Source organism: Streptomyces sp. B3I8, assembly GCF_030816915.1.
Lineage (GTDB): Bacteria > Actinomycetota > Actinomycetes > Streptomycetales > Streptomycetaceae > Streptomyces.
Genome location: NZ_JAUSYN010000002.1, coordinates 4,345,752 through 4,371,908 on the forward strand (window position 1 = coordinate 4,345,752; position 26,157 = coordinate 4,371,908).

Below are 26,157 nucleotides of genomic sequence, written 5' to 3' on the forward strand. Positions count from 1 at the left end.
CCCGCCGCGGTGACCGGCGCGGCGGGCGACGGACGGTCCGGGGCCGCCGCACCGACGGCGGCGCCCCCTCAGGCCTCCTGGACGGCCGACGAGCGTTCCGACGAGCCCACCGACGCGCCGATCGCCGACAGGTACGGTGCGAGCCCCGCCTCGTCGGTGCCCGCCCAGCCCACGTATCCGTCGGGGCGGATCAGGTACAGGCCGGCCGTGTAGGCGCCGCGCGGGGCGATGCGGACCGCGTCGGGCACGTCGGTCGCCGTGCCGACCGCCAGCAGGGTCCAGTGCGGTCCCCGGAACGCGTCGAACAGCCGTACGCCGTCGACCCGGGCGTCCGGGGCGCGGTCGCCCGCCCGCAGGGCGCCCTCCGGCAGGCCCTCCCGGGTCTCCACCGACAGGGACGACTCCGGGTAGTTCAGGCTGAGCTGAGTCGTGTCGCCGCCCCGGCGGGTCTCGCCGCGGTGCACGCTCGTGCTCAGCCCGAGCATCCCCGCCGCCGTGGGCAGGCGCTCCTCCTCGTAGGTGTCCAGCAGCGACCGAGGCGCCCCCAGGCGCAGTACGGCGCCCAGCTTCCAGCCCAGGTTGTAGGCGTCCTGCACGCTGGTGTTCAGGCCCTGGCCGCCGGCCGGGGAGTGCACGTGGGCCGCGTCCCCGGCGAGGAAGACCCTGCCGTCCCGGAAACGCTCCGCGAGCCCTGTCCGGGGGCGGAAGTCCGAGGCCCAGAGGAGTTCGGTGACGTCCTCGGGGGCGAGGTGGCTGCGGTCGGCGACGACCTTGCGGACGCCCTCCAGGGAGAGATCCGGGGTGACGCCCTCCGGGAAGCGCGCCATGACCTGGAAGTGATCGGTGCCGGCCAGCGGGCAGATGGCGAGCATCTCCGGCGCGTCCTTCTCCACCGGCGGGAAGAAGTGCCAGTTGTCGCGGTCGATGCCGGTGAGCCGCACGTCGGCGACCATGCTCGGGTAGGGGTCGACCTGCTCGCCGGTCATGCCGATGCCGAGCCCCCGCCGTACGCTCGAACGGCCGCCGTCCGCGGCGACGACGTACCGGGCGCGCACGGCGTTGCCGTCGGCGAAGGCCGCCGTGACCCCGTCGGCGTCCTGCGAGAGCCCGGTGAACTCCCGGCCGAACTCGACCCGGCCGCCCAGTTCCCGCAGCCGCGCGTGCAGGATCTCCTGCGTCCGCCACTGCGGCACCATCCACGGCCGGTTGTACGGGGCGTCCTCGCTCGGCTCGACCGGGTCGAACATGTGGTGCTCACCCAGCCGCTGCCCGTCCCGCCACATCATGACGACGGGGTAGTCGCCGGCGACGGCGGTGAACGCGTCCACCATGCCGAGGTCGTCGAAGACCTCCATCGTGCGCGGCTGGATGCCCTTGCCGCGGGAGCCGGGGAACAGCGCGTCCGTCCGCTCCACGACCAGCGCGTCCACCCCGCGCCGGGCCAGGTCCACGCCGAGGGCGAGCCCGGTGGGGCCCGCGCCGACGATCAGGACGTCCGTCGTCACGTCGGTCGTTCCGGTGGCGTTTCCGGTGGCAGTCATGTCCCTCTCCTTAACGTCGTTAAATTGCGATCGTGTCGAGGATGCCTTTAACGTCGTTAAGTTGTCAAGCGCACGCGGTAAAGTTTCCGACGTGAGTACAGAACGGACGGACAGCGCCACGACGCCGGAAACCACCGCACGCGCAGAGGGCACCGCACGCGCGGAACGCCGTGCGCCCCTGGACCGCGCGCGGGTCGCCGACACCGCCCTGCGGCTGCTGAACGAGGTGGGCCTGGAGGGGCTGACGCTGCGCGCCATCGCCCGCGAGCTGGACGTCAAGGCGCCCGCCCTGTACTGGCACTTCAAGGACAAGCAGGCCCTGCTGGACGAGATGGCGACGGAGATGTACCGCCGCATGATCGCGGGCATCCCGCTGGACCACGCCCAGACCTGGCAGGAACGGCTCCTGGCGGCCAACCGCGGGCTGCGCACCGCCCTGCTCGGCTACCGCGACGGCGCCCGCGTCTTCAGCGGCTCGCGCTTCACCGGCGCCGTCCACGCCGAGCAGATGGAAGACACCCTGCGCGTGTTCACGGGGGCCGGCTTCACCCTCGCCCAGGCGGTGCGCGCGACCCAGACGTCGTACCTCTACACCATCGGCTACGTCACCGAGGAACAGGGCGTCCAGCCCATGGCCGACGAACGCCGAGAGGGCTACGACCTCGACGAACGCGCCCGCGTGCTGTCCGACTACCCCCTGACGGCGGCGGCCGGACGAGAAATCTTCGAGGGCTTCGACCGCCACTTCGAGGAGGGCCTGACCCTGCTGCTGGCGGGCATCACGGCGCAGTACGGCATCGCCTGACGCGGGATCGGTCGCCGTGCCGAAAGCGTCGCGCCGTCCTCGTTCCGTCTGGCCTTTCCATTGAGAGAACTCTCCGTCTCGATTTCCTTACCGTACGTAGCGTCGTGGGACGGTGTGTTCCGTCTGGTTGCCGGGCGTCCGGCTTGTGAAGGGCGATGGGGCGCAGTCCGCTTCGTTCGGTGGCGCGGCCGTGCGGGCGGTGATATCACCCCCATTCCGCGACGAGGGTGATCCGACTGCCGTCTTCCCGACGTCGATTACTTTTCGTCGAGAAGGGGCGGAATGCGGGGCGGGGCGGGGCTTTCGTGGGACCGGGGGCGGTTATTCAGTGCGCCGGCCGTTATTTTCCTGTCCTCGCGAGGAAGGAAATTCCGGGGTGGCTCCGGAGTGGTGTGCCTGTCCGGCTCGACGGGAGTGGGCGTTCCTTCGAACGTGTGAGCGTTTGTGTGGGTGGGCGGGGATGCTTTTTCTTGTGCGGTCATCGATCGATCGATATTGATCGGTGATATGTGTTTCTGTGTGGTTCCTGAGGGAGGCGGGGGAGGGATACTGGGGCGAAGAAGGCATAACGCGCCTAACTGCCATGTTGATCATTCCGTCCGACTGTCGTGCGGCGCGCGAGGCGGTGCCGGGCGATCGCCCGGTGAAAACCCCTCGTTGTAGGGGGGAAGGCGGCGGATAGTGCGTGGTGCGTAACCGTCCGGACGCTCGGGGTGTTGTACTGAGTATCGGTCTTGGTCCTTGGTGGGTCCAGGCCCTTCGGGAGTCTCGGGGGTGGTTCCCCGAGGCTCCCTCTTTATGGGGTCCTCATGGGGCCGGTGAAAGCGGAATGCGTGACCCCGTCCGCGGCCCTTTCGTGTGAAGCCATTACGCCGCTGCCCTTCTGCCCCCGTCTTCTCTTTTCAGTTGCGCCGGTCGCTGTGACCCGTGTCACGTGCGGCAGGCAAAGGGAAGGAAAACCCTGTGCGAAGGGATGTCGAGTGGATACCTCCCTGTCGCGGGGCTAGTGCGTCGGAGCCGCTTCTCGGGCCCCGGAGTGGCTGGTGCTTTTCCCGCGCGGGGAGTTATGGTTGCGACCTGACGACGTGTCACTCCCTCCGACCTAAACCAGCGGAGACAACACGAGGGACACGGGCGCTGGACCCACCACCCCTGGGCGTGCCCCTCGAGGGACGCACCCGGAAGCCCCCTTGCCACGAGGGAAGGATCGAAGACCGATGCGAACCGCCATCAGCGATGGCGCTGTCGTGCCGGGGCCCGACGGGCCCCGGCAGGCCGCCTTCCGTCATATCCGGACGACCTGTCACACCCCAAGGACCCGTCACGTCGGCGCCCGGCGCCGCCGCCGTACCCCCGCACGCCCGCGTGCGATGGGGGAGTGATCCCGTGGTCCCCCACATCGACGCGATCCGGCCCGCCGACGTCCTGGCCGGCCGACAGGACATGCCCCTGGGCACCTTCATGCGCTACCTGCCCTCGGGGGCCTGGCCGTTGTTCGTGAGTGCATGGGGCTCGGACGCTCGTATGCACGCCAGGGACACGGTGCTGCCCATCCGGCCGGACGACCAGTTCGTGCATATCGTCCTGGGCGGCTGTGTGAGCCAGGAACGATTCCTCACCGGGCAGGAGGACGAGGGTCCGAAGGTCACCCGCTTCCGGGCGGCCGGCCAGCTCCTCAGCGAGGGCAAGCTCATCGAACTGCCCGCGGTGGTGCGGACCACGTGCCTCACCGACACCTGGATCATGCCGTGCTCCGTGGACCGGATGAACATGCTCCTGCGCAAGCACCCGGACATACAGAAGGCTCTTCTGCGCAGCCTGGAGACGCGCAATCGCACGGACGAGCTGATCTACGGCACGGTCTCCCGCGCCCCCGCCCAGCGGGTCGCCGGCCTGCTGTTCCACCTGGCCAGGACGGCCGGTGTGGCCGGGGCGCCCGGCACCGGCACCGGCGCCGTCGTCGTGGGACCGAGTCAGAAACACCTCGCGGACTCGCTGCAGATGGGCGTCTCCACCATGGAGAACGCCCTGCGCCAGCTGCGCCGTCCTCCCGGCGGCCAGGGGTCGTCGAAGCGGGGACTGGTACTCAGCCACTACCGCCGATTCGTGGTGACCGACCTCACCGCGCTCCGGGCGTTCGCGGAACTCCCCGGACATTCCGACGCCTTCTGACGCCACCGCTCACCCCACCGTGCGCCGCTCCGTCGGGAGCGGTGCGCGGTGTCCCCCGGACAAGGAGCACCCCTGTCATGCTCGGATCGACCCCCTTCCTCGGCATGCACGCCGACGTCCTGCTGAGTGCCCTGCTGAGTGCCCTGGTGGGCATCGTCGGGACAGTGGTGACGCTCCGTCACTACCGGCAGGTGCTGGAGTACACGCGCCGCACGGGACGCACGACGGAGAACGCGACGGAACTCCAGGAAGCCGGCCGGCACCTCCGCACCGTCGGCACGCGGATCCGTGAGCACGCACAGCGCCCTTGCGGGGAAGCCGAGTTCGCTCCGATGCGCCGGTTGCGGCACCGCATCGAGACATTGGCGGCCGAGAACGGCCTGGTCGCCGCCGAACTGCGCGACGTCGTGGAGTGCATGGACCGCTGGCTCGCCACCGCGCTCCCCCCGGTGGACGCCGCCACGGCGAACGGCCCCGAGGAGTACCGGACGCTCCTCGGGGCCGCCATGACACAGGAGCACCTCCGCGATGAAGTGGCGCGGGCCGTCACCACGGCGCTGAACCGGATCCGCGTGCTCGGCAGGAGCAACTGACCGGGGGCGGCGCCGATGTGTGCGTCGGCGCCCCCGGGTGCCGCTCCTCCCTCGTGCCCCTGGGGGCGCAGCCCCCCGTGCCGCACCCACGGTGACGTCGCGGCGGCCCGACGGCCTGGCGGCCCGACGGCCCGACGGCCCGGCGCCGCAGCGGTTCGGTGCCGCGGCGGCCCGGCCGCCCTGCGGGAGCAGCTCAGCGGCGGACCGCCTTCCGCATCGCCCGCGCCCGTCGCACCACCCGTCGCGCCGCCGAGTTGTTCGGCAGGAAGGCCAGGCGTTCGGGGATGCCGCCGGGCAGCCCGAGGGAGGTGAGGCGCTTGCGGCGGAAGTAGCGGCGGGTGCGCGGGCCGAAGTGCGCGGAGAGGTAGCGGGTCGCGGCCGGGCGCAGTGAGCGGTGCAGTTGCGGCTGCATCACGAAGCCGACCGCGGTGACCAGCTCGTTCAGCCGGTCCGCCGGCACCGGCTCCTCGCCCGCCTTCTCCCCGAGGTCCGGCAGCAGCGCGTCGGCCAGGACGACCGGGACGCGGTTGCTGTTCTGGTACGGCGTCAGGCGTTCCAGCAGCAGTTCGGTGCCGACCCTGGCCACGGGCAGGTCGTAGAGCCCCGAGGCGGTGAACAGCGCGGTCGAGAAGCAGCCGACGACCAGCGCGGGACGGACCCGTTCGTAGAGCACCTCGGCGAGGACGGGCGTGTCCAGGACGGTCAGCTCCACGCCCAGCTTCGCCGCCTCCGCCTCCAGGGCACGGCTGTACCGGGCCGGCGCGGTCGGATGGGGCTTGAAGACCAGGGTGCGGTGGCCGCGCTCGACCGCCCCGCGTGCCATCGACAGGTGCAGATTCTCCTCCTCCTCGGGGGAGAGGATGTCCAGCGCGGACAGGTACTGGCCGAGCAGCAGCGCCGCCCCCTCGGGCAGCTCCGGCGGCGGCACGGCCGCGCCCAGCTCGCCCATCACCTTCAGGAAGGCCGGCGTCGGCACCAGTTCCGCGGGGACGCCGAACTCGGTCAGCAGCAGGGGCCTGAGCCCCGGCACCAGGTCGAGGTGGAGCAGCCGGCGCACCCGGGTGCCGACCAGCGGGTCCAGCTTGTTGCGCGTGGGGCCGTAGCTCATCAGCCCGTCGGCGTAGACGTCGATCGGCGCGTCGGTGAACAGCGTGGCGATCGAGAGCGCGGGTGCGACCTGCAGGGACTCCAGGACCAGCTCCACCCGGTCCGTCCCCAGCCCCCACAGCATCCGCAGATACCGCTCGAACAGCGGTACGTCGTCGGGGCGCGGCGCCCAGGCGCCGGGGTGGAAGGGGCGGATCGCCTCGTTCCAGGACAGGACGCCGTCGAAGTGGGCGCGCAGCGGGGCGAAGCCCGGCATCTCGTCCAGGGCCGGGCTGATCTCCGGTGTCGTCGCGTTGTTGCAGACCAGCAGCAGCCGCCGGTCCGCCTCGCCGAACAGGCCGGACTCCAGGGCGGCGGCCAGGGTGGCGGCACCGTAGAGGGTGGAGGCGCAGAAGATTTGTGTCGTGGTGCGCCGGGCGCGGTCGTTACGGGGCATCACGCGGCCGCCTTCGCTGTGGTGATCCGGCGCCGCAGCCGCCGCAGCCTCGCCGCGCGGTGCGGGTCCATGGTGTCGAGTACGTCGTCGAGCGCGTCCTGCGGCATGCGCCGGATCGCGCCCGCGCTCATCGCCCGCAGCCGCTTGGCCACGGCGGGTTCGAACTTGCCCTCGTCGGCGAGGTGGTGGGCGATGATCGCGCAGTAGGTGCGGACCGCCTTCGGCAGCAGCCGGGCGGCGTCCTCGTCCCGCGCCGTCTCCTCGAGCACCTGGTCGAAGGCGCGGATGAAGTCCAGTTGACGGACGTCACCGATCTGGGTGAGGGAGGAGGCGACCCCGCGCCGGTAGAACACGCCGAGCAGCCCGACCACGGCGAACGACTCCGCCTCGCGGTGCAGCTTCCAGATCCACGGCCGGTCCTCGGCAGTCCGCAGCCCGTCGGTGAAGTGCAGCAGACCCCGGTCCAGCAGCCGCCGGTGGTAGATGCCGGCCCACGCGTAGGCGTAGTCCACGGAGGTGCTCCGCTCGGCGGGCAGGATCGACTCGCGCGGGTTCAGCACCTCGCCGCGCCGGCCGACCGGCACCCGGAACACGGCGCGGGCGCGGGCGGTGGCCTGCACGTGGTCGGTGCGCACGAAGTCGCAGCCGAGGTCCTCGATGGCGGAGAGCAGCTCGGCGAGGTATCCGGGGGCGAGCCAGTCGTCGCCGTCGAGGAAGGTCAGGTACTCGCCGCCCGCCGCGTCCAGACCGGTGTTGCGTGCGGTGGCGAGCCCTCCGTTCTTCTCGTGGCGGACGTACCGCACCCGGGCGACGGCCGAGAGTTCCTCGACCGCCCGTTCGAGCAGGGCGGGTGTCGCGTCCTTGGAATGGTCGTCCACCAGGACGAACTCGAAATCCTCGCGGGAATTCAGCCGCAGACTTCTGAGCATGTCCGGCGCGTATTTCTGCACGTTGTAGAACGGCACGATCACGGAGAGCTTGGGCACCCGCGAAACGCTAGGAGCCGCCCCGGCAGGACAGCCAACCGGTGGGCGTACGGAGCGTGAACTCCGTGTGTCGGAACGGTGCACCACGTGTACGTCGGGGCTTTCGGCGGGCCGGTTCGGTTCCCGGTGGACTGTTGTTAACTTCGCGTTGATTCCTGGTTGGGCCATTCCTGGGAATCGCTTCCTAGCGTCTACGACGTGCCAGCAAGCGAATCCAAGCCCCCGCGCATCGCCGTTCTGGCGGACTCCGACACCCGCTGGAAATGGGGTGCGCTGACCGCCGGACGGATCGCGCCGGGCGCCTCCATGGAAGCGGGGCCGCGCGGGACCGTGCAAGCCGGGCCGCTCGGGGCGGCGTCGGACGGGACGCGCGAGTCGGCGCCGGAGGGGACCGCCCCCGCGCTCGACGGTTTCCTGCTGCGCGGCCGGGCCACGCCCACACCGCGCCAGCTCGCCGAGGTCGGCGTCCACGCCGACTCCCTGCGCGAAGTCACCGCCGTCGAGTTCCTGCGTGCCATGGCGCGCGAGGAGTACGACATCGTCGTGCTCGCCCTCGTCGGCGGTGGGGTGCAGGCGATGCTGCACGGCCTCAAGAGGGTCTGGGAGGGCCGCGGCCGCCGCCCCGTGGTCGTCACCGGCTACGTCGGCGTCGTCTACGAGAAGCTCGCCGACGGCCTGCTGCTGCGGCACGGCGCGGACCTCGTCCTCGCCAACTCCCGCCAGGACGCGGAACGTTTCCGCGCGGTGTACGAGGGGGTCGGCGCCGACGCCTCGGCGGTCACGGAGGTGGCGCTGCCGTTCCTCGGCGGCGCGGCCTACACCGGCGCGCCCGAGCCGTCCGCGGAGCAGGGGGGCAGGCCCTACACGGTCGTCTTCGCCGCCCAGCCCTCCGTGCCGGCCGGCCGCAGGGAGCGCACGTACCTGCTCGACCGCCTGGTGCGGCACGCCCGGCAGCACCCCGAGCGCGAGGTGCTGCTCAAGCTGCGCTCCCGGCCCGGCGAGCACACCACGCACATCGAGGAACTGCCCTACCAGAAGCTCGCCCAGCGGATCGACCTGCCGCCCAACCTCCGCCTCGTCTACGGACACATGGGGGAGGTCCTGGACCGCACCGACCTGCTGGTCACGGTCAGCTCGACGGCCGCGCTCGAATCGCTGCACCGCCGCATCCCGACCGTGGTCCTCACCGACCTCGGGGTGCGCGAGGTGCTCGGAAACCACCACTTCACCGGCTCCGGCTGCCTCGCCTCCTGGGACCAGCTCGACGCCGGGCACCGTCCGGAGCCCGACGCGGCCTGGGTCGCCCGGCAGGGCGTCGCGGCCGACGGCTCGTACGCCACCGCCTTCGACGCCGCCCGGGAGCGGATCGCGAAGCTGCTGGGCCGGCCCGGCGGGCTGCCCCCGCTGACCCCGTACTACACGCCCGTGACGGCGCCCGGCTATCTGCCCGGCATCCTCGCCCGCCACCACCTCGGCCCGGACGGCAGCCCGCTGCCGGGCGCGCCCGCCGCCGACCGCGAGCCGGGCCCGGTCCGGGAGATCGTGCGCCGCGCGGCGCGCGGTGCCTACCGGCACGGGGTGCAGCGGGTCGCCCCGGTGATCCGCCGGATGGGGGAGCTGTGAGCGACGCCGCCCCGATCGACGCACGCCAAGGAGCAGAACCCATGACCCACCCGGACACCGGCGCGATGCGCCGGGTGCTCGCCGTGATCCCCGCGCGCGGCGGCTCCAAGGGGGTGCCCGCGAAGAACCTCGCCCCGGTCGGCGGGGTACCGCTGGTGGCCCGCGCGGTGCGCGAGTGCCGTGCCAGCCGCCTGGTGACCGACGTCGTCGTCTCCACCGACGACCACGCGATCGCCGCCGTCGCCCGCGAGGCCGGCGCCGAGGTCGTGCTGCGGCCCGCCGCGATCGCCGGCGACACCGCCACCTCCGAGGCCGCCGTGCGACACGCGATGGACGCGCACGAGGCCCTGCACGGGGCGCCCGTCGACGTCGTCCTGCTCGTGCAGTGCACCAGCCCCTTCCTCGTCCGCGAGGACATCGACGGGGTGGCCGGCGCGGTCGTCGGGAAGGGCGCCGACACGGCGGTGACCGTGGCCCCCTTCCACGGCTTCGTCTGGCGGGACGGCGATCCCGCCGCACCCGCCGGCCCCGACGCCCCCGAGGCGGGCGGCGGCCACGGCGTCAACCACGACAAGTCCTACCGCCCGCGCCGCCAGGACCGTCCCCAGGACCTGCTGGAGACCGGCGCCGCCTACGCGATGGACGCGGCCGGCTTCCGCGTCCACGGGCACCGCTTCTTCGGCCGCACGGACCTCGTGCGCACCGACCCGGCCCGGGTCCTGGAGATCGACGACCCGCACGACCTCGCCCGCGCCCGCGCCCTCGCGCCCCTCTTCGACGCGGACAGGCCCGGCGCCCTCCCGACCGCCGCCGACATCGACGCGGTCGTACTCGACTTCGACGGCACCCAGACCGACGACCACGTGCTGATCGACTCCGACGGACGGGAGTTCGTCTCCGTGCACCGCGGGGACGGCCTCGGCATCGCGGCCCTGCGCCGCAGCGGCCTGAGGCTGCTGATCCTGTCCACGGAACAGAACCCGGTCGTCGCCGCCCGGGCCCGGAAGCTCAAGCTCCCGGTGCTGCACGGCATCGACCGGAAGGACCTCGCGCTGAAGCAGTGGTGCGAGGAGCAGGGCATCGCGCCCGAGCGCGTGCTCTACGTCGGCAACGACGTCAACGACCTCCCGTGCTTCGCCCTCGTGGGCTGGCCCGTGGCGGTCGCGAGCGCCCACGACGTCGTGCGCGGCGCCGCACGCGCGGTCACCACCGTCCCCGGCGGCGACGGCGCGATCCGGGAGATCGCCGGCTGGATCCTCGGCCCCTCCCTCGATTCCCCCGCCCCCCTCACCAAGTAAGGAAACCCCCTCATGAGCACGCACTCCCGCATCCGCACGTTCGGTGACCGCGAGGCCGGCCCCGGCCGCCCCGTCTACATCACCGGCGAGATCGGCATCAACCACAACGGCGAGCTCGACAACGCCTTCAAGCTGATCGACGCGGCCGCCGAGGCCGGCTGCGACGCGGTCAAGTTCCAGAAGCGCACCCCCGAGATCTGCACCCCGCGCGACCAGTGGGACATCGAGCGCGACACCCCCTGGGGCCGGATGACGTACATCGACTACCGCCACCGCGTCGAGTTCGGCGAGGACGAGTACGGGCAGATCGACGCGTACTGCAAGGAGAAGGGGATCGCCTGGTTCGCCTCCCCGTGGGACCCCGAGGCCGTCGCCTTCCTGGAGAAGTTCGACGTCCCCGCCCACAAGGTGGCCTCCGCCTCCCTGACCGACGACGAGCTGCTGCGCGAACTGCGCGCCACCGGCCGCACGATCATCCTCTCCACCGGCATGTCGACGCCGAAGCAGATCCGGCACGCGGTCGAGGTCCTGGGCAGCGACAACATCCTGCTCTGCCACGCCACCTCGACCTACCCGGCCAAGGCCGAGGAGCTCAACCTGCGCGTCATCAACACCCTCCAGGCCGAGTACCCGAACGTCCCGATCGGCTACTCCGGCCACGAGACGGGCCTGCAGACCACGCTGGCCGCGGTCGCGCTCGGCGCCGCGTTCGTCGAGCGGCACATCACCCTCGACCGCGCGATGTGGGGCTCCGACCAGGCCGCCTCCGTCGAGCCGCAGGGCCTGCAGCGGCTGGTCCGCGACATCCGCACCATCGAGGCCTCCCTCGGCGACGGCGTGAAGAAGGTCTACGACTCCGAGCTCGGCCCGATGAAGAAGCTGCGCCGCGTCCCCGGTGTCGTCGCGGAGGCGGAGATCGCCGCGGCGGCGGGCGAGCCGGTCGCGGTCTGACCCGGGACGGGACGGTCGTACGCCGATGAGACCCCGCGCCGGATCACCCGGCCCCGGACCCGAACTCGACCCCGGCACCCTCGCCTTCGTCGAGAGCCCGGTGCAGCTGCTGAACGTCCTGGAGTGGGCGTACGCGCTCGACCCGGACGCGCGGCGGCCGCCCGGCGCGGGCCTCACCCTCGTCGTCCTGTCCCCCACGGACCCGATGACCCGCGGTCAGCTGCGCCGCATGGCCGAACTGGCCCGCGAGGAGGGCCACGACGTCCGCTGGGAGGAGGCACGCGGCGGCACCCTCGCCCCCTTCCGGACGGTCGGCGGCCTGACCTCCCTGCTGCGCCGGGCGCGACGGGTGGTCATGGGCGACCCGTTCTCCCGCTACGTCCAGCTCCTGCTGTCCCTGACGAAGGCGCGCGAGCTGGTCGTGGTGGACGACGGCACGGCCACGATGGAGTTCGTCACCCAACTCGCCCAGGGCGAACGCCTGGTGCGCTGGCACCGCAAGGGCGGCCGGCCGGGCCCGCGGGACCTGCTGTTCGCCCCGGTGTCCTCCTCGGCCCGCCGCCGGCTGACCCCGACGCCCGACCGCACGGTCGAGATCTTCTCCTCCATGCCGATCGAGGAGATCCCCGACGGCGTCACGGTCACCGCGAACGACTTCACCTGGACGCGCGCCCGCTTCGGCCCCCCGCGCGTCTCCAGGGGGGCGGACCTGGTCGGCACCTCGCTGGTGGAGACGGGCGTGGTCGACGCCGACCACTACCTGGAAGCGGTCCGCACCCTGGCCAGGACCCACGGCGCGACCCGCTACTTCGCCCACCGCCGCGAGAGCACGGAGAAACTCCACCGCCTGGCGGTGGAGACCGGCCTGGAGATCGTCCGCCCCGACCTCCCCCTGGAACTCATAGCCCGCCGCGGCCCCATCGGCCGCACCATCCTCAGCTTCCCCTCGACGGTCGTCCACACCCTCCCCCTGGCCCTGGCCGGCACGGAGGTCCGCGTCGCGGTCTGCGACATCGACCCCGACTGGCTCACCACCAGGGCCTCCCCCCGCGCCCAGAACTTCCTGACCGGCGTCACGAACACGGCGAGGGGCATCCACCGGCTGCCGGGGGCGTCGGCGGCGGTGGCGGGGTAGAGGGAGGCGCGGGTCGGTCGGACCTCGATGACGGTGACGCGGTCACCGCACAGAGCGGTGCGGTCCCCGGGATCCGGGGTGAGCACGGTGACCGGCCCGGGGGCGGCGAGCGCGGTCGCGCCGAGCATGGCGTCGACGGCGTACTCGTGGCCGTGCGGACCGGCGTCGGCCAGGAGCGCGCCGGCGTGCCGGGCGATCTGCTCGGTGACCGGTCCGACGACGATGCGGGAGAGGGTCCACTCCAGTGCCGGACGGTTGATCCGGGGGTGGACCACCTCCACGAGGGTCGCCGCGGACGTGACCACACGCAGGTCGTCGGCGCGGGCCAGGGCGAGCCACGCGGTCACCGCACGATCGCGCGGCACGGCCCTGGACGCTGTTCCACCACACGAGCTCGATCGCCGCCCCACCGGTCACCCGCCAGGACGCCCGGACACCGCCGAACCGCGGCCGTGGTGGGTGTCCGACCGGACCGTGTCGAGCTGCGGAACGGGACCGACCGCGCGGTCGGAGGACTGTCCGTCGGGCGAGCTGCTGTGGTTCGAGGTGTGAGGCGGTGCGTGAGAGCGGCGTCGGGCCGTGGCATTCGTGCGGACGGCGGTGTGGCCGACATCACAAGGGCGGGTGCATGCCCCGACTCGGCCGACAAGTCCGGGCAGTTTACCCAGCCATGAAGGTCGTCATGCGGCGTGTCCGCGGCATTTTTTCGCCCGACGGCCTGAACTTTGTTGATCACGGGTTAGTCGTGCCCCCGATCGGCCTACCCTTCAAAGGGTGAACCATGTGATGTCCCCAGAGTCCGAGGCCGACATCCCGGGGAACGCTGTGCTCCCCGGCGCGCTGCCCGCCGCCCTGCACGCCGAACTCGTGGCCTTCCGCCGCGATCTGCACATGCACCCCGAGCTCGGCAACCAGGAGTTCCGTACGACCGCCGCGATCAAGGCCCGGCTCGAGAAGGCGGGGCTCGCGCCACGTGTCCTCGACAGCGGGACCGGGCTCGTCTGCGACATCGGTGAGACCGGGGAACGGGCCGGCGGCCCGATCCTCGCCCTGCGCGCCGACATCGACGCGCTGCCCATCCCGGACACCAAGGCCGACTGCGCCTACCGCTCCACCGTCCCCGACCGCGCCCACGCCTGCGGCCACGACGTGCACACCACCGTCGTCCTCGGCACCGCGCTCGTGCTCGCCGGGATGCACCGCGAGGGCCGGCTGCCGCGCGGCGTACGGATGATCTTCCAGCCCGCGGAGGAGGTGCTGCCCGGCGGCGCCTCCGACGTCATCGCCTCCGGTGCCCTCGACGGCGTCGGCCGCATCATCGCCGTGCACTGCGACCCGAAGGTCGACGCCGGCCGCATCGGCCTGCGCTACGGGGCCATCACCTCCGCCTGCGACCGCGTCGAGATCGCCCTCGACGGCCCCGGCGGCCACACCGCGCGCCCGCACCAGACCACCGACCTCGTCACCGCCGTCGCCCGCGTCGCCCTCGACGTGCCCGCGCTGGTGCGCAACCGGGTCGACGCCCGCAGCGGGCTCTCCGTCACCTGGGGCCGCATCGAGTCCGGCCACGCCCCCAACGTCATCCCCCAGCACGCCGAGCTCTCCGGAACCGTACGGTGCCTGGACCTCGACGCCTGGCGGATCGCGCCCGACGTCGTGCACGCCGCGGTCGACGAGATCGCGAACATGTACCGTGCCAAGTCCGAGATCAACTACATCCGGGGCGTCCCGCCGGTCGTCAACGACCCCGTCGTCGCCGAACTGCTGCGCGACGCGATGACCGCCCGGCGCGGCGCCGACTCCGTCGAGGACACCTCGCAGAGCCTCGGCGGCGAGGACTTCTCCTGGTACCTGGAGCACGTGCCGGGCGCGATGGCCCGCCTCGGCGTGCGCCGGCCCGGTGACCTGACCGCCCGCGACCTGCACCAGGGCGACTTCGACGCGGACGAGCACGCCATCACCGTCGGCGTGGAGATGTTCACCGCGGCGGCGCTGCTGCACCCGGACCACTGACGTCCCGGGACCATCGACGGTTCCTACTCGATCGGCGGTTCCGACCCGACCGGCGGTTCCGACCCGACCGGCGGTTCCGACCCGATCGGCGGTTCCGACACGACCGACGGTTCCGGCCGGACGTCCTCCCGTCCGGCCGGGCCCGCGCCGTCGAACGGCGGCACGAATCGGTAACGGCCGCGCAGTACCCCGTTCCCCCCTACTTCTACGCGCGTTACTGTGCGCGCGAATCGCCGCCGCAGCAGCGGCGCGTTCGACGGAGCCGACCGGCCACGGGTGCCGGGAACGAAGGGTGCTTGTCGTGCGTTCGATCTCCCCCAGAACCAGGTTCTCCCGCGCCGCGGTGGCCGTCGCCGTCGTCGCCCTCGCGGCCGCCGGGTGCGGCAAGTCCAGCAGCGAGGCCGACAGCGCCGACAACGGCTCGGACAAGGGCTCCTCCGGCGGCTACTCCGGCAAGGGCATCGGCCTCGCGTACGACATCGGCGGCAAGGGCGACCAGTCCTTCAACGACGCCGCGTACGCCGGTTTCGCCAAGGCGGAGAAGGAGTTCAAGATCGGCGGGCGGGACATCGAGCCGCAGGACGGCGAGTCCGACGCCGACAAGATCCAGCGCCTGACCACGCTCGCGAAGGCCGGCTACAACCCGATCATCGGCGTCGGCTACTCCTACGCCCCCGCGGTCAAGGAGGTCGCCGCGAAGTACCCGAAGGTCACCTTCGGAATGATCGACGACGAGACGATCAAGGCGAAGAACGTCGTCGACCTGGTCTTCAGCGCCGAGCAGTCCTCCTACCTCGCCGGTGTCGCGGCGGCCAAGGCCAGCAAGAAGGACCACATCGGTTTCATCGGCGGCGTCGACATCCCGCTCATCCACTCGTTCGAGGCAGGCTTCGACCAGGGCGCCAAGTCCGTCGACCCGAAGATCAGGATCGAGTCGCAGTATCTGACGGAGACCGCGGCCGAGGGCGGCTTCTCCAGCCCCGACAAGGGCCAGAGCGCGGCGGACGGCCAGCTCGACGCGGGCGCGGACGTGATCTACCACGCGGCCGGCCTCTCCGGGCAGGGCGTGATCAAGTCCGCGGCCGCGCACAAGGCGTGGGCGATCGGCGTCGACTCCGACCAGTACAAGCAGTCGGCGCTGGCGAAGGACAAGGACTTCATCCTCGGCTCCGCGCTGAAGAACGTCGGCGGCGCGGTCTACGAGCTGGTCAAGTCGGTGCACGCGGGCAAGCCGCTGAGCGGTGTCGTCGTCGGCGACCTCAAGTCCGGCGGCGTCGGCTTCGCGGACTCCAACCCGAAGTACCGTGCGATGAAGGACGTCGTCGCGGCGGTCGAGAAGGCGAAGCAGGACGTCATCGCCGGCAAGGTCACGGTGGCGACGAAGTAGGCCCCACCCGGTGAGGGGCGCGGGTCCGTACTGGACATGCGGCTCCGCCGCGTGGGCACGAGTGGTTCGCGGTTCTGTCGAGCATGACGGCGGCCAGGGCCGCCCCTGAAGGGACGCGGGGAGCCGCGCGGGCGACCACGACGCACCCGCACCCGCCGACGATCCCCCTGCCCCGAGTTCCGAGGCGCCCCCGCCCCTGCGGGGCTTGAGGGGCTCCGCCCCATCCCCGGAGCCTCTCGACGGGAAGGGCGGGGGCGGCGCGGGCGATCAAGCCCTGACCAGCCCTTTCCCACGTCCGGGACGCGATTGTCAGTCCCCTCCGGTAGCTTCCGAAGTGCGGGGGGCCACAGCGCCCGTACACGCACACGGCCACAGGGGTGGGTGGAATGAACGACGGCACGGCAATCGCACAGGACCCGGCACAGCCACCGCCGGAACCGCTGGACGCGCAGCTCGAACGCCACCGCGTCGAGCTCACCGGCTACTGCTACCGCATGCTCGGCTCCTCCTTCGAGGCGGAGGACGCCGTCCAGGACACCATGGTCCGCGCCTGGCGCAGCCACGACCGATTCGAGGGCCGCTCCAGCCTCCGCTCCTGGCTCTACCGCATCGCGACCAACGTCTGCCTGGACATGCTGAACGCCGGCAACAAACGGGCCCGCCCGATGGACCTCACCGAGTCCACCCCGCTCGCCCGCGCCGCCCTGGCGCCCCGCCCGGACCACACGTGGCTGGAGCCGGTGCCGGACGCCCGGGTTCTGCCTGCCGTCAGCGACCCGGCGGAGGCGGCCGTGGCCAAGGAATCCGTACGGCTCGCCTTCATGGCCGCGCTGCAGCAACTGCCGCCCAAGCAGCGGGCGGTGCTGATCCTGCGTGAGGTGCTCGCCTGGCGGGCGAGCGAGGTCGCCGAACTCCTCGGCACGTCGGTCGCGTCGGTGAACAGCGCGCTCCAGCGGGCCCGGGCCACGCTCGCCGAGCGGCCGGCGGGTGAGGGCGCCGATGCCGCCGTCTCCGACCCGCTGGACGAGGAGCAGCGGGGGCTCCTCGAGCGGTACGTCGCCGCGTTCGAGGGCTACGACATGACCGCGCTGACCGCCCTGCTGGCGGAGGACGCGACCATGACGATGCCGCCGTTCGACCTGTGGCTGCGCGGCCCGGCGGACATCACCGGCTTCATGACGACGCTCGGCGCGGCCTGCGCCGGCTCGCACCTGGTCCCGGTCGAGGTCAACGGGCTGCCCGGGTTCGCCCAGTACAAGCCGGACCCGGAGGCGGGCGGGTTCACGGCGTGGGCGGTACAGGCGCTGGAGATATCCCCGGCGGACTCAGGGCCGGGGGCGTCGGGCGGGCGGATCACCGGGTTCCACTGCTTCCTCGACACGCAGCGGTGGTTCCCGCTGTTCGGGCTCCCCCTCCACCTCGAGGGGAAGCCGGAGAAGGGCGAGCAGCGCCCGTAGCTCCGGTGACGGCCCGCGGACGCGGACGTGTCCGCCGGCCCGGCCGGCGGCGAGCTGGAGCCGGGCGAGGACGTCGACGAGGGCGAGCCCGGGGGTGACCACCCGGCCGACGTCGCAGACGACGGCACCGCCCCCGGCGGCGGTCACCCGGGCCCGGACGTCACGGCCGAGCCGCCCCACGTCGTCCCGGCCGACGAACGGAGGCAGCACCAGCACAGGCGGTGTCACGGCGTCCACGGACGGTAGACGCCGCGCGCCCGCGCAACTCATCGGTCCCGGCGGCACCCTCGCCCGGGGACCGGCCGGACCTGCTCTGCCGGGAACTCTCCGGTGTCGATGACCCGGTGTCGGTGACCCGGTCGAAGGGTGCCGGAAGCTTGAGGGGTTCACCGAATTCGGCGGAGCTCAACGGCCGGTAGACATCCCCCTCCGGCTCACCGTGAAGGGTCGCGGTGGGCCCGTCGGGGCCCCACCGGTCGATGACCAGGTACGGCGGACTGCCCGCGGCGGCGTAGGCGGCGGGCTCGGTGATGCGGTCGTGACGGGCGTTCGACTTGGAGGTGACCTCGACGACGAGTTAGGCCAGGGCGGCCGGAACGTGGCTGTCCGACTCCGAGTCCTCCCGCACCGGAGCCACCACGAGGTCGGGGATGAGCATGCCCAGCCGGGACGGAACGGCGATGGCCGGCGTCCGGAACACTCCCCAGTCCTCGGGGACCACGGAGTGGAGGCGACGCTGGATGCGTGCCGCGATCACGTCATGGCGGTACGCGGGAGCAGGTGACACGGTGATGATCCCCTCGAGGATCTCCACCTTGCTGCCCTCGGGCCACTCCATCTCCTCCCAGAACCGGACGAGGTCGTCCCAGCTCTGCTCGGGGTCGTGGCTGACGGTGAGTGCGCCCACGGCGGTCTCCTGTCGGCGCGTCACCGACTCAAGCATGCCGAACGGGACCGGCGGTGGTCCACCGATCCCGTTCACCCGAAAGGGGAAACCACTGGTCAGGCGATGCGCTCCAGTACCACCGGCGTCGGGTTGAACTCCGCGCCCTGGGTGGCGATGTCGCAGGCGTGGGCGAGGGACTCCAGGGCGTACTCGAAGCGTTCGGGGGTGTCGGTGTGGAGGGTGAGGAGGGGCTGGCCCTCGGTCACGCGGTCTCCGGGCTTGGCGTGGAGTTCCACGCCGGCCGCCGCCTGCACCGGGTCCTCCTTGCGGGCGCGGCCCGCGCCGAGCCGCCATGCGGCGACGCCGATGTCGTACGCGTCGAGGCGGGCGAGCACGCCCGAGGACGCGGCCGTGACCACGTGCTGCTCCCGGGACGTCGGAAGGGGCGCGTCGGGATCGCCGCCCTGCGCGCTGATCATGCGGCGCCAGACGTCCATCGCGGAGCCGTCGGCCAGCGCCTTGGCCGGGTCGGCGTCGGGCAGTCCGGCCGCGTCGAGCATCTCCCGGGCCAGGGCGAGCGTCAGTTCGACGACGTCAGCCGGGCCGCCGCCCGCGAGGACCTCCACCGACTCGCGGACCTCCAGCGCGTTGCCGGCGGTCAGGCCGAGCGGGGTGGACATGTCCGTGAGGAGGGCCACCGTCTTCACGCCGTGGTCCGCGCCCAGGCCCACCATCGTGCGGGCCAGTTCGCGCGCGTCGTCCACCGTCTTCATGAAGGCGCCGCTGCCCGCCTTCACATCCAGCACCAGCGAGTCCGTCCCCTCGGCGATCTTCTTCGACATGATCGAGGAGGCGATCAGCGGGATCGACTCGACCGTGCCGGTCACGTCCCGCAGCGCGTACAGCTTCTTGTCGGCGGGGGCGAGCCCGTCACCGGCCGCGCAGATCACCGCGCCGACGCGGTCGAGTACCGACAGCACCTCCTCGTTGGAGAGCTGCGCCCGCCAGCCGGGGATCGACTCCAGCTTGTCCAGCGTGCCGCCGGTGTGGCCGAGGCCCCGCCCGGAGAGCTGCGGCACGGCCGCCCCGCACGCGGCCACCAGGGGGGCCAGCGGCAGCGTGATCTTGTCGCCGACGCCGCCCGTGGAGTGCTTGTCAGCGGTGGGGCGGGAGAGCGAGGAGAAGTCCATGCGCTCGCCGGAGGCGATCATCGCGGCGGTCCAGCGGGCGATCTCGTGCCGTTCCATGCCGTTGAGCAGGATCGCCATGTTGAGGGCGGCCATCTGGTAGTCGGCGACCTCGCCGCGCGTGTACGCGTCGATCACCCAGTCGATCTGCGCGGTGCTGAGCTCACCGCCGTCCCGCTTGGCGCGGATGACGGAGACGGCATCCATCGACATGGACGTCATGGAGTTCCTTCCGGGAGGGGTGGGGCAGAGGAAAAGGGAGGCTCAGCCGACCAGGTGGCCCGGGCCGAAGGCCTGCGGCAGCATCTCGGACAGCGGCAGGATGCCCGCCGGGGTCTCCAGGAGCATGTCCGGCCCGCCGAACTCGTACAGGAGCTGCCGGCAGCGGCCGCACGGCACCAGGCTCTCGCCGTGTCCGTCCACGCACACGAAGTGCGTCAGCCGCCCGCCCCCGCTGTTGCGCAGCTCGGAGACGAGCCCGCACTCCGCGCACAGCCCGATCCCGTAGGAGGCGTTCTCCACGTTGCAGCCGGTGACCGTGCGCCCGTCGTCCACCAGGGCGGCGACGCCGACCGGGTAGCCCGAGTAGGGGGCGTAGGCGCGCGACATCGCCGCGCGCGCCGCCTCCCGCAGGGCCTCCCAGTCGACGTCGGACACCTGGGGACCGGGACCGGTGGCCGTCACTTGCCCTGCCCCTTGCGGTAGGGCAGACCGTCCGCCTTCGGCATCCGCAGGTGCTGCGCGGAGAACGAGAGGACGAGCAGCGTGACGACGTACGGGGTGGCGGTGACGACCTGGCGCGGGACGTCGTCCGTGGAGACGTACCAGAGGAACATCAGTACGGCGACGACCGCGGTGGCCGCGGCCGGCACGTGCCGCTTGCGCCACACCAGGTACGCCGCCCCGAACACCAGCAGGATGGCGAGGAGCAGGATCAGCGCGTGCACGTTGGTGGTGCCGCCGCGCAGGTTGAGGCTGTCGGTGTAGCCGAACAGGCCCGCGCCGAGGGCGAGGCCGCCCGGCATCCAGTTGCCGAAGATCATCGCGGCGAGACCGATGTAGCCGCGCCCGGCGGTCTGGCCGTCCAGGTACACGTTGGACGCCACGATCGACAGGAACGCGCCGCCGAGGCCGGCGAAGCCGCCGGAGATCAGCACGGCGAGGTACTTGTACTTGTAGACGTTGACGCCGAGGGACTCGGCGGCCACCGGGTTCTCGCCGCAGGAGCGCAGCCGCAGCCCGAAGGCGGTCCGCCACAGCACCCACCAGGACAGCGGGACGAGGGCGACGGCGATCACGGTGAGCGGCGACAGGTCGGTGATCAGACCGCCGACGAGACCGGCGAGGTCGGAGACCAGGAACCAGTGCTTGCCGTTGAGCGTGTTCAGGCCGCTGGAGAGCCCGGGGATGTCGAAGGTGCCCAGCGAGTCGATCGGCGGGGACTGCTTGGAGGAGCCCTGCGGGACGCCCTCGAAGGTGAACTTCGACAGATAGCGGGTGGTGCCCAGCGCCAGGATGTTGATCGCCACACCGGAGACGATGTGGTTCACGTTGAAGGTGACGGTGGCGACGGCGTGCAGGATGCCGCCGAGGACGCCGCCGATGATGCCGAAGGCGACGCCGGTCCAGGGGCCCCACTGGTAGCCGGCCCAGGCGCCGAACCAGGTGCCGAGGATCAGCATGCCCTCGAGGCCGATGTTGACCACGCCCGCGCGCTCCGCCCACAGGCCGCCGAGGCCGGCGAGCCCGATCGGGACGGCGAGCCGCAGCGCGGTGGACATCTGTCCGGTGGAGGTGATGCCGTCCGCACCGGTGATCAGCCGGACGGCGGAGGTGAGGACCAGCACGCCGGCGATGACCAGCAGGAGCACCGGCAGCGAGAGCCGGCGGCCGCTCCGGCCGGGCCGCTTCGCCTGCGGCTTGGTGAGGGTCGCGGTGCTCATCGGGCCGCCGCCTCCTTCTGGTCGGAAGTCTTCAGTGCGGCCGCGGCGAGTTCCGCGCCGACCCGCTTCTGCTGGCGGCGCAGCCCCCACTGCCGTACGGCCTCGTAGGAGATGACGACCGCGAAGACGATCAGGCCCTGCATGATCGTCGCGATCTCCTTCTCGTACGCCACCGGGGTCGCGTAGTCGAGGGCGGGCGAGGCCTTGTCCAGCAGGGCCCACAGCAGCGCGGCGAGCGCGATGCCGCCGGGGTGGTTGCGGCCCAGCAGGGCGATGCCGATGGCGGTGAAGCCGAGACCGGCGGGGAAGCTGAGGCTGTAGGTGTGGGTGTCGCCGAGCAGCAGCGGCAGCCCGGCCAGGCCCGCCACCGCGCCGGAGATCACCATGGAGACGAACACCATGCGCTTGGCGTTGACGCCGGAGGCCGCGGCGGCGGTCTCGGACTCGCCGGTGGCGCGCAGGTCGAAACCGAAGCGGGTGCGGTTGAGGACGAGCCAGTAGGCGACGCCCAGCAGGATGGCGAGGAAGACCAGGCCGTAGATCTCGCCGACGTCCGCGCCGAGGTCGATGCCCGGGATCCAGCCGGACTTGCGCATCACGCCGGTCGTCATGTTGTTGCCGAGCTGGACGCCCCAGACGTGCGCGAGGGTGACGTAGCCGATGACGGCGGTGGCGATGGAGTTCAGCATGATCGTCGCGACGACCTCGCTGACCCCCCGGGTCACCTTCAGCGCTCCCGCGATGCCCGCCCACAGCGCGCCGGTGCCCATGGCGACCAGCAGCAGCAGGGGGATCTGCAGGAAGTTCGGCAGCGCGACGTTGGCGCCGACCACGGCGGTCATCACGACCGCGAGGCGGTACTGGCCGTCGACGCCGATGTTGAACAGGTTCATGCGGAAGCCGAGGGCGACCGCGATCGCGGCGATGTAGTACATCGACGCCTGGTTGACGATCAGCACCTGCACGTCGGAGTACGACGCCTGCTGGAGCATCAGCCTGTAGGGCTCGAACGGATTGCGGTCCGAGGCGAGCAGGACGACGGAGGTCAGCGCGATCGCCAGGACGAGCGCGATGACCGGTCCGGCCACTGCCAGGAGCACCCGCTCCTTGTCGAACTTCTTCATCGGGCCTCGTCCTCCGGGGCGGCCTCGGTGGCGCCTTCGGCGGCGCCTGATTCGTCGTGCTCCAGGTGCCCGGCGGCCGCGCCGGTCATGGCGGAGCCGAGTTCTTCGGGGGTGACGGTGGCCGGGTCGGCGTCGGCGACCAGACGGCCGTTGTAGATCACCCGCAGGGTGTCCGACAGACCGATCAGCTCGTCCAGGTCGGCGGAGATCAGCAGCACGGCCAGGCCCTCGCGGCGGGCCTCGCGGATGCGGTCCCAGATCTGCGCCTGCGCGCCGACGTCCACACCGCGGGTGGGATGCGCGGCGATCAGGAACTTGGGGGAGTGGCTCATCTCGCGGCCGACGATCAGCTTCTGCTGGTTGCCGCCGGAGAGCGAGGCGGCGGTGACGTCGATGCCGGGGGTGCGGACGTCGTACTCCTCGACGATCCGCCGGGTGTCGGCCTGGGCACCCTTGGGGTCCAGCCAGAAGCCCTTGGCGTTGGGCTTCTCGGTGACGTGGCCGAGGATGCGGTTCTCCCAGAGGGGGGCCTCCAGGAGCAGGCCCTGGCGGTGGCGGTCCTCGGGGATGTAGCCGACGCCGTGCTCGCGGCGCCTGCGGGTGGGCCAGGGGGTGATGTCCTCGCCCAGGAAGCGCAGGGTGCCGGAGTCGGCGCCCTTGGTGCCGATCAGCGCGTCGATCAGCTCGGTCTGTCCGTTGCCCTCGACCCCGGCGATGCCCATGACCTCGCCGGCGTGGATGGTGAACGTCACGTCGTCCAGCACCCGCCGCACGTCGGCCCCGGGGGGCGTGTCGGTGAGCAGGGCGCCGGTGCCGCCGCTGGCCGCGGGCGCGGTGGTGTCGCTCGCCTCGCCCACCTCGCCGAGCGAGGCGCCGGCGGCGTAGACGGTAAGGCCCTCGACCTCGATCACCGGGCGGTCGGTGACCGTGGACTCGGCGGTCTCGGGGGTGGGCAGTTCGCTGCCGACCATCATCTCGGCGAGCTGGCGGGGGGTGGTCTTCGCGGGGACGGCGGTGCCGACGGTGGTGCCGCGCCTGATCACGGTGATCTCGTCGGCGACGGAGAGGACCTCGCCCAGTTTGTGCGAGATGAAGATGACGGCCAGGCCCTCGGACTTCAGTTCGCGCAGGTTGGCGAAGAGCGCGTCGACCTCCTGCGGCACGAGGACCGCGGTCGGCTCGTCCAGGATCAGGGTGCGGGCGCCGCGGTAGAGGACCTTGAGGATCTCCACGCGCTGGCGGTCGGCGACACCGAGGCTCTCCACCAGGACGTCGGGGCGCACGCCCAGCCCGTACCGCTCGGAGATCTCCTTGATCTTCCGGCGGGCGCCGCCGCCGATGCCGTGGAGCTTCTCGCTGCCCAGGACGGTGTTCTCCAGGACGGTGAGGTTGTCCGCGAGCATGAAGTGCTGGTGGACCATGCCGATGCCGCGGGCGATGGCGTCGGCGGGGCTGCCGAAGGCCACCTGCTCGCCGTCGACCGCGATGGTGCCCTCGTCCGGCTTCTGCATGCCGTAGAGGATCTTCATCAGCGTCGACTTGCCGGCGCCGTTCTCGCCGACGAGGGCGTGCACGGTGCCCTTGCGGACGGTGAGGTGGATGTCGTGGTTGGCGACCACCCCCGGGAACCGCTTGGTGATGCCGGCCAGCTCGACCGCGGTCGACCGCGCGGTGAGCGGAGGGCTGCTGGACGCGTCGATGGCGCACTCTCCTTGGAAAAGGGGCCGATCTACGCGCGTAGCGCCCCTGCCTTAAATAGTGCTCGGGTGCATGTCGGTTTCGCTTCGGAATCCTTCGGGTTCCCTGTGGGTCCCTTGGGGTTCGTTCCGGAGCGTTCCCGACCGTTCCCGAGCATTGTGCCGGACGGGGGTGCGGGTCGGCGGTCCTCCCCGCACCTCGTCGTGCGGCCGTAACGCTGCCACTGCGGCGTCGCGCTGACCATGGTCCTCGCGGACCGCGTGATGACGTCGTGGCCGGGATGTCGTCGCGTCGTGACCCCCGGCCGGGGGACGGTGCCGCCGCGCGCCGACGGGGCCGGCGCGGGACCCGGCGGACCGGCGGCGGGCCGGTGGGTCGGTGGGTCGGCAGGTCAGGCAGACCCGGTGGGTCCGGCAGACCCGGTGGGTCCGGAGGTCCGGGCGGGCCCGGTGCGTCCGACGGATCGGGTGGGTCCGGCGGCGCACCGGCGGACCCACCGTCGCTCACGTCCGTCCGTCAGGACTCGTTCAGGACTCGTTGACCTTGATCGAACCGTCCTTGATGCCCTTCTCGGCCTTGTCGAGGGCGGCCTGCAGGTCCTTGTCGTTCTTGAAGACCGGGTTGGAGTCGGCCAGACCCACGCCACCGTTGTCCAGGCTGCCGCGGATCTCGCCCTTCTGCGGCTTCTTGTCCTTGATGACCGACTTGGCGAGGTCGTAGACCGCACCCTGCACGTTCTTCAGCGCCGAGGTGAGGATGTACTTCTTGTACTTCGCCAGCGCCGACTGGTTGTACTGGTCGGAGTCGACACCGATCGCCCACACCTTGTGCGCGGCGGCGGCCTTGATGACGCCCTGGCCGGAGAGGCCGGCCGCGTGGTAGACGACGTCCGCACCGGCGTCGATCTGCCCCTCGGCGGCGCTCTGCCCCTTGTCGGGGCTGGAGAAGCCGCCCTCGGCCGCGGTCTCCGTCAGGTACTGCGACTTGACCTTGACCTTGGGGTTGGTGTCCTTGACGCCCTGCTCGAAGCCGGCCTCGAACTTGTGGATGAGCGGCACGTCCACACCACCGATGAAACCGACCACGTTCGACTTGGTGGTCTTCGCGGCGGTGACACCGGCGAGGTAGGAGGACTGCTCCTCGTGGAAGACCAGGTCGGCGACGTTGTCCGCCTTGATGGTGTTGTCGTCGACGATGCCGAACGTCACCTTGGGGTACTTCTTGGCGGCTTCCTTGACGGCGGGGGCGTAGGCGAAGCCGACGCCGATCACCGGGTTGTAGCCCTCCTTGGCGAGCTGCTCCAGACGCTGGACCTTGTCCGCGTCGGACTCGCCGTCCTGGGGCTCGATGGCCTTGGAGCCGGTGCTGAAGTCCGTGGCGGCCTTCTCCATGCCGGAGGTGGCGGCGTCGTTGAAGGACTGGTCGCCCTTGCCGCCGACGTCGTACGCGAGGGCGACGCCCTTGCTCTTGTCGCCGCTGCCGGCGGACTCGCTGGACGAACTGCCGCAGGCGGACGCCGTGACGGCGAGGGTTGCGGTCGCGACAGACGCGACGGCGATACGGGACACCCGGCGCATGGAACGAGACTCCTTTGTGCACGCGCCCCTACCAGGCGCTGGTTCCGCCGCAGCGTAACGCGCGTAGACGAGCCGGAAAAACCCTTCTGTCCGCTCCGTTACCGAGCTGTGCCGTCGGACGGGCACTTCGGCGCCCGGCAGTTCGGGGGTGCGTGTGCGTCGGCGGGTGCGGGTGTGCCGTGGCTGAAAGCGCGCTTCCCGCGCCCCTCACCAGGGACGCGGGGCTGTGCGGTTCTGC

The 26,157-nt window shown here is 71.8% G+C and carries 19 protein-coding genes and 3 pseudogenes; 10 read left to right on the forward strand and 12 right to left on the reverse strand.

The window, feature by feature from the left end; genetic code table 11:
• Window positions 1–68: 68 nt before the first annotated feature.
• Window positions 69–1,541 (reverse strand): FAD-dependent oxidoreductase, encoded by a 1,473-nt coding sequence (locus tag QFZ64_RS21515; protein WP_307068142.1) that lies wholly within the window; start codon window positions 1,539–1,541, stop codon window positions 69–71.
• A 178-nt stretch (window positions 1,542–1,719) separates the two neighbouring features.
• Here QFZ64_RS21515 and QFZ64_RS21520 point away from each other — a divergent pair, with 178 nt between their 5' ends.
• The 3 genes from QFZ64_RS21520 to QFZ64_RS21530 all read left to right on the forward strand — a co-directional run bounded on the left by QFZ64_RS21520 (window position 1,720) and on the right by QFZ64_RS21530 (window position 5,111).
• The gene (locus QFZ64_RS21520; RefSeq protein WP_307071803.1) at window positions 1,720–2,346 is read left to right on the forward strand and encodes a TetR/AcrR family transcriptional regulator; all 627 of its coding nucleotides are present in this window, start codon (window positions 1,720–1,722) and stop codon (window positions 2,344–2,346) included.
• Between the two features lie 1,386 nt (window positions 2,347–3,732).
• A complete protein-coding gene (locus QFZ64_RS21525) occupies window positions 3,733–4,518 on the forward strand; it encodes a Crp/Fnr family transcriptional regulator (protein ID WP_307068143.1) in 786 nt (261 codons plus the stop codon).
• A 77-nt stretch (window positions 4,519–4,595) separates the two neighbouring features.
• A complete protein-coding gene (locus QFZ64_RS21530; RefSeq protein WP_307068144.1) occupies window positions 4,596–5,111 on the forward strand; it encodes a hypothetical protein in 516 nt (171 codons plus the stop codon).
• Between the two features lie 193 nt (window positions 5,112–5,304).
• Here the strand turns inward: QFZ64_RS21530 and QFZ64_RS21535 are convergent, their stop codons facing one another.
• Together QFZ64_RS21535 and QFZ64_RS21540 are read right to left on the reverse strand one after the other, a co-directional pair.
• Window positions 5,305–6,654, reverse strand: a complete 1,350-nt coding sequence (locus QFZ64_RS21535) for an alpha-2,8-polysialyltransferase family protein (RefSeq protein WP_307068146.1) — start codon at window positions 6,652–6,654, stop codon at window positions 5,305–5,307.
• Entirely contained in the window at window positions 6,654–7,640 is a 987-nt protein-coding gene (locus QFZ64_RS21540; protein ID WP_307068148.1) for a glycosyltransferase family 2 protein, read from the reverse strand. The genes QFZ64_RS21535 and QFZ64_RS21540 overlap by 1 nt, the downstream gene beginning before the upstream one ends.
• A 198-nt stretch (window positions 7,641–7,838) precedes the next feature.
• Here QFZ64_RS21540 and QFZ64_RS21545 point away from each other — a divergent pair, with 198 nt between their 5' ends.
• The 4 genes from QFZ64_RS21545 to QFZ64_RS21560 are packed head-to-tail and all read left to right on the forward strand — an operon-like array spanning window position 7,839 to window position 12,647.
• Window positions 7,839–9,263 carry a DUF6716 putative glycosyltransferase gene (locus tag QFZ64_RS21545; RefSeq protein WP_307068150.1) on the forward strand — a complete coding sequence of 475 codons (1,425 nt, stop codon included), beginning with the start codon at window positions 7,839–7,841 and terminating at the stop codon, window positions 9,261–9,263.
• A 41-nt stretch (window positions 9,264–9,304) separates the two neighbouring features.
• Window positions 9,305–10,561, forward strand: a complete 1,257-nt coding sequence (locus QFZ64_RS21550; RefSeq protein ID WP_307068153.1) for an N-acylneuraminate cytidylyltransferase — start codon at window positions 9,305–9,307, stop codon at window positions 10,559–10,561.
• Window positions 10,562–10,573: 12 nt separating this feature from the next.
• The gene (locus tag QFZ64_RS21555; protein ID WP_307068155.1) at window positions 10,574–11,512 is read left to right on the forward strand and encodes an N-acetylneuraminate synthase family protein; all 939 of its coding nucleotides are present in this window, start codon (window positions 10,574–10,576) and stop codon (window positions 11,510–11,512) included.
• A 25-nt stretch (window positions 11,513–11,537) separates the two neighbouring features.
• Window positions 11,538–12,647, forward strand: a complete 1,110-nt coding sequence (locus tag QFZ64_RS21560; protein ID WP_307068156.1) for a hypothetical protein — start codon at window positions 11,538–11,540, stop codon at window positions 12,645–12,647.
• 20 nt (window positions 12,648–12,667) lie between these two features.
• Here the strand turns inward: QFZ64_RS21560 and QFZ64_RS21565 are convergent.
• Window positions 12,668–13,057 (reverse strand): annotated as a pseudogene (locus tag QFZ64_RS21565) (type II toxin-antitoxin system VapC family toxin); the annotation flags it as partial.
• A 376-nt stretch (window positions 13,058–13,433) separates the two neighbouring features.
• Between QFZ64_RS21565 and QFZ64_RS21570 the strand changes: the two are divergent.
• The 3 genes from QFZ64_RS21570 to QFZ64_RS21580 all read left to right on the forward strand — a co-directional run bounded on the left by QFZ64_RS21570 (window position 13,434) and on the right by QFZ64_RS21580 (window position 17,504).
• Window positions 13,434–14,660 (forward strand): amidohydrolase, encoded by a 1,227-nt coding sequence (locus tag QFZ64_RS21570; protein ID WP_307068158.1) that lies wholly within the window; start codon window positions 13,434–13,436, stop codon window positions 14,658–14,660.
• A gap of 343 nt (window positions 14,661–15,003) precedes the next feature.
• Entirely contained in the window at window positions 15,004–16,047 is a 1,044-nt protein-coding gene (locus tag QFZ64_RS21575; RefSeq protein ID WP_373430764.1) for a BMP family protein, read from the forward strand.
• 386 nt (window positions 16,048–16,433) lie between these two features.
• Complete coding sequence (locus tag QFZ64_RS21580) at window positions 16,434–17,504, forward strand: sigma-70 family RNA polymerase sigma factor (protein ID WP_307068162.1); 1,071 nt, start codon at window positions 16,434–16,436, stop codon at window positions 17,502–17,504.
• A gap of 30 nt (window positions 17,505–17,534) precedes the next feature.
• Here the strand turns inward: QFZ64_RS21580 and QFZ64_RS21585 are convergent.
• The 8 genes and pseudogenes from QFZ64_RS21585 to QFZ64_RS21620 form a co-directional block, all read right to left on the reverse strand.
• Window positions 17,535–17,774: pseudogene (locus tag QFZ64_RS21585) on the reverse strand (hypothetical protein); the annotation flags it as partial.
• A gap of 70 nt (window positions 17,775–17,844) precedes the next feature.
• Window positions 17,845–18,411 (reverse strand): annotated as a pseudogene (locus QFZ64_RS21590) (Uma2 family endonuclease); the annotation flags it as partial.
• A gap of 95 nt (window positions 18,412–18,506) precedes the next feature.
• Window positions 18,507–19,790: a thymidine phosphorylase gene (locus QFZ64_RS21595; protein WP_307071804.1), complete on the reverse strand. Its 1,284-nt coding sequence runs from the start codon at window positions 19,788–19,790 to the stop codon at window positions 18,507–18,509.
• Window positions 19,791–19,841: 51 nt separating this feature from the next.
• Window positions 19,842–20,234: a cytidine deaminase gene (locus tag QFZ64_RS21600; RefSeq protein WP_307071805.1), complete on the reverse strand. Its 393-nt coding sequence runs from the start codon at window positions 20,232–20,234 to the stop codon at window positions 19,842–19,844.
• A 23-nt stretch (window positions 20,235–20,257) separates the two neighbouring features.
• A complete protein-coding gene (locus QFZ64_RS21605) occupies window positions 20,258–21,520 on the reverse strand; it encodes an ABC transporter permease (RefSeq protein ID WP_307068164.1) in 1,263 nt (420 codons plus the stop codon).
• The gene (locus QFZ64_RS21610; RefSeq protein ID WP_307068166.1) at window positions 21,517–22,644 is read right to left on the reverse strand and encodes an ABC transporter permease; all 1,128 of its coding nucleotides are present in this window, start codon (window positions 22,642–22,644) and stop codon (window positions 21,517–21,519) included. Before QFZ64_RS21610 ends, QFZ64_RS21605 begins: the two co-directional genes overlap by 4 nt.
• Complete coding sequence (locus QFZ64_RS21615; RefSeq protein WP_373430642.1) at window positions 22,641–24,263, reverse strand: ABC transporter ATP-binding protein; 1,623 nt, start codon at window positions 24,261–24,263, stop codon at window positions 22,641–22,643. The genes QFZ64_RS21610 and QFZ64_RS21615 overlap by 4 nt, the downstream gene beginning before the upstream one ends.
• 606 nt (window positions 24,264–24,869) lie before the next feature.
• Complete coding sequence (locus tag QFZ64_RS21620; protein ID WP_307068168.1) at window positions 24,870–25,919, reverse strand: BMP family protein; 1,050 nt, start codon at window positions 25,917–25,919, stop codon at window positions 24,870–24,872.
• Between the last annotated feature and the right edge of the window lie 238 nt (window positions 25,920–26,157).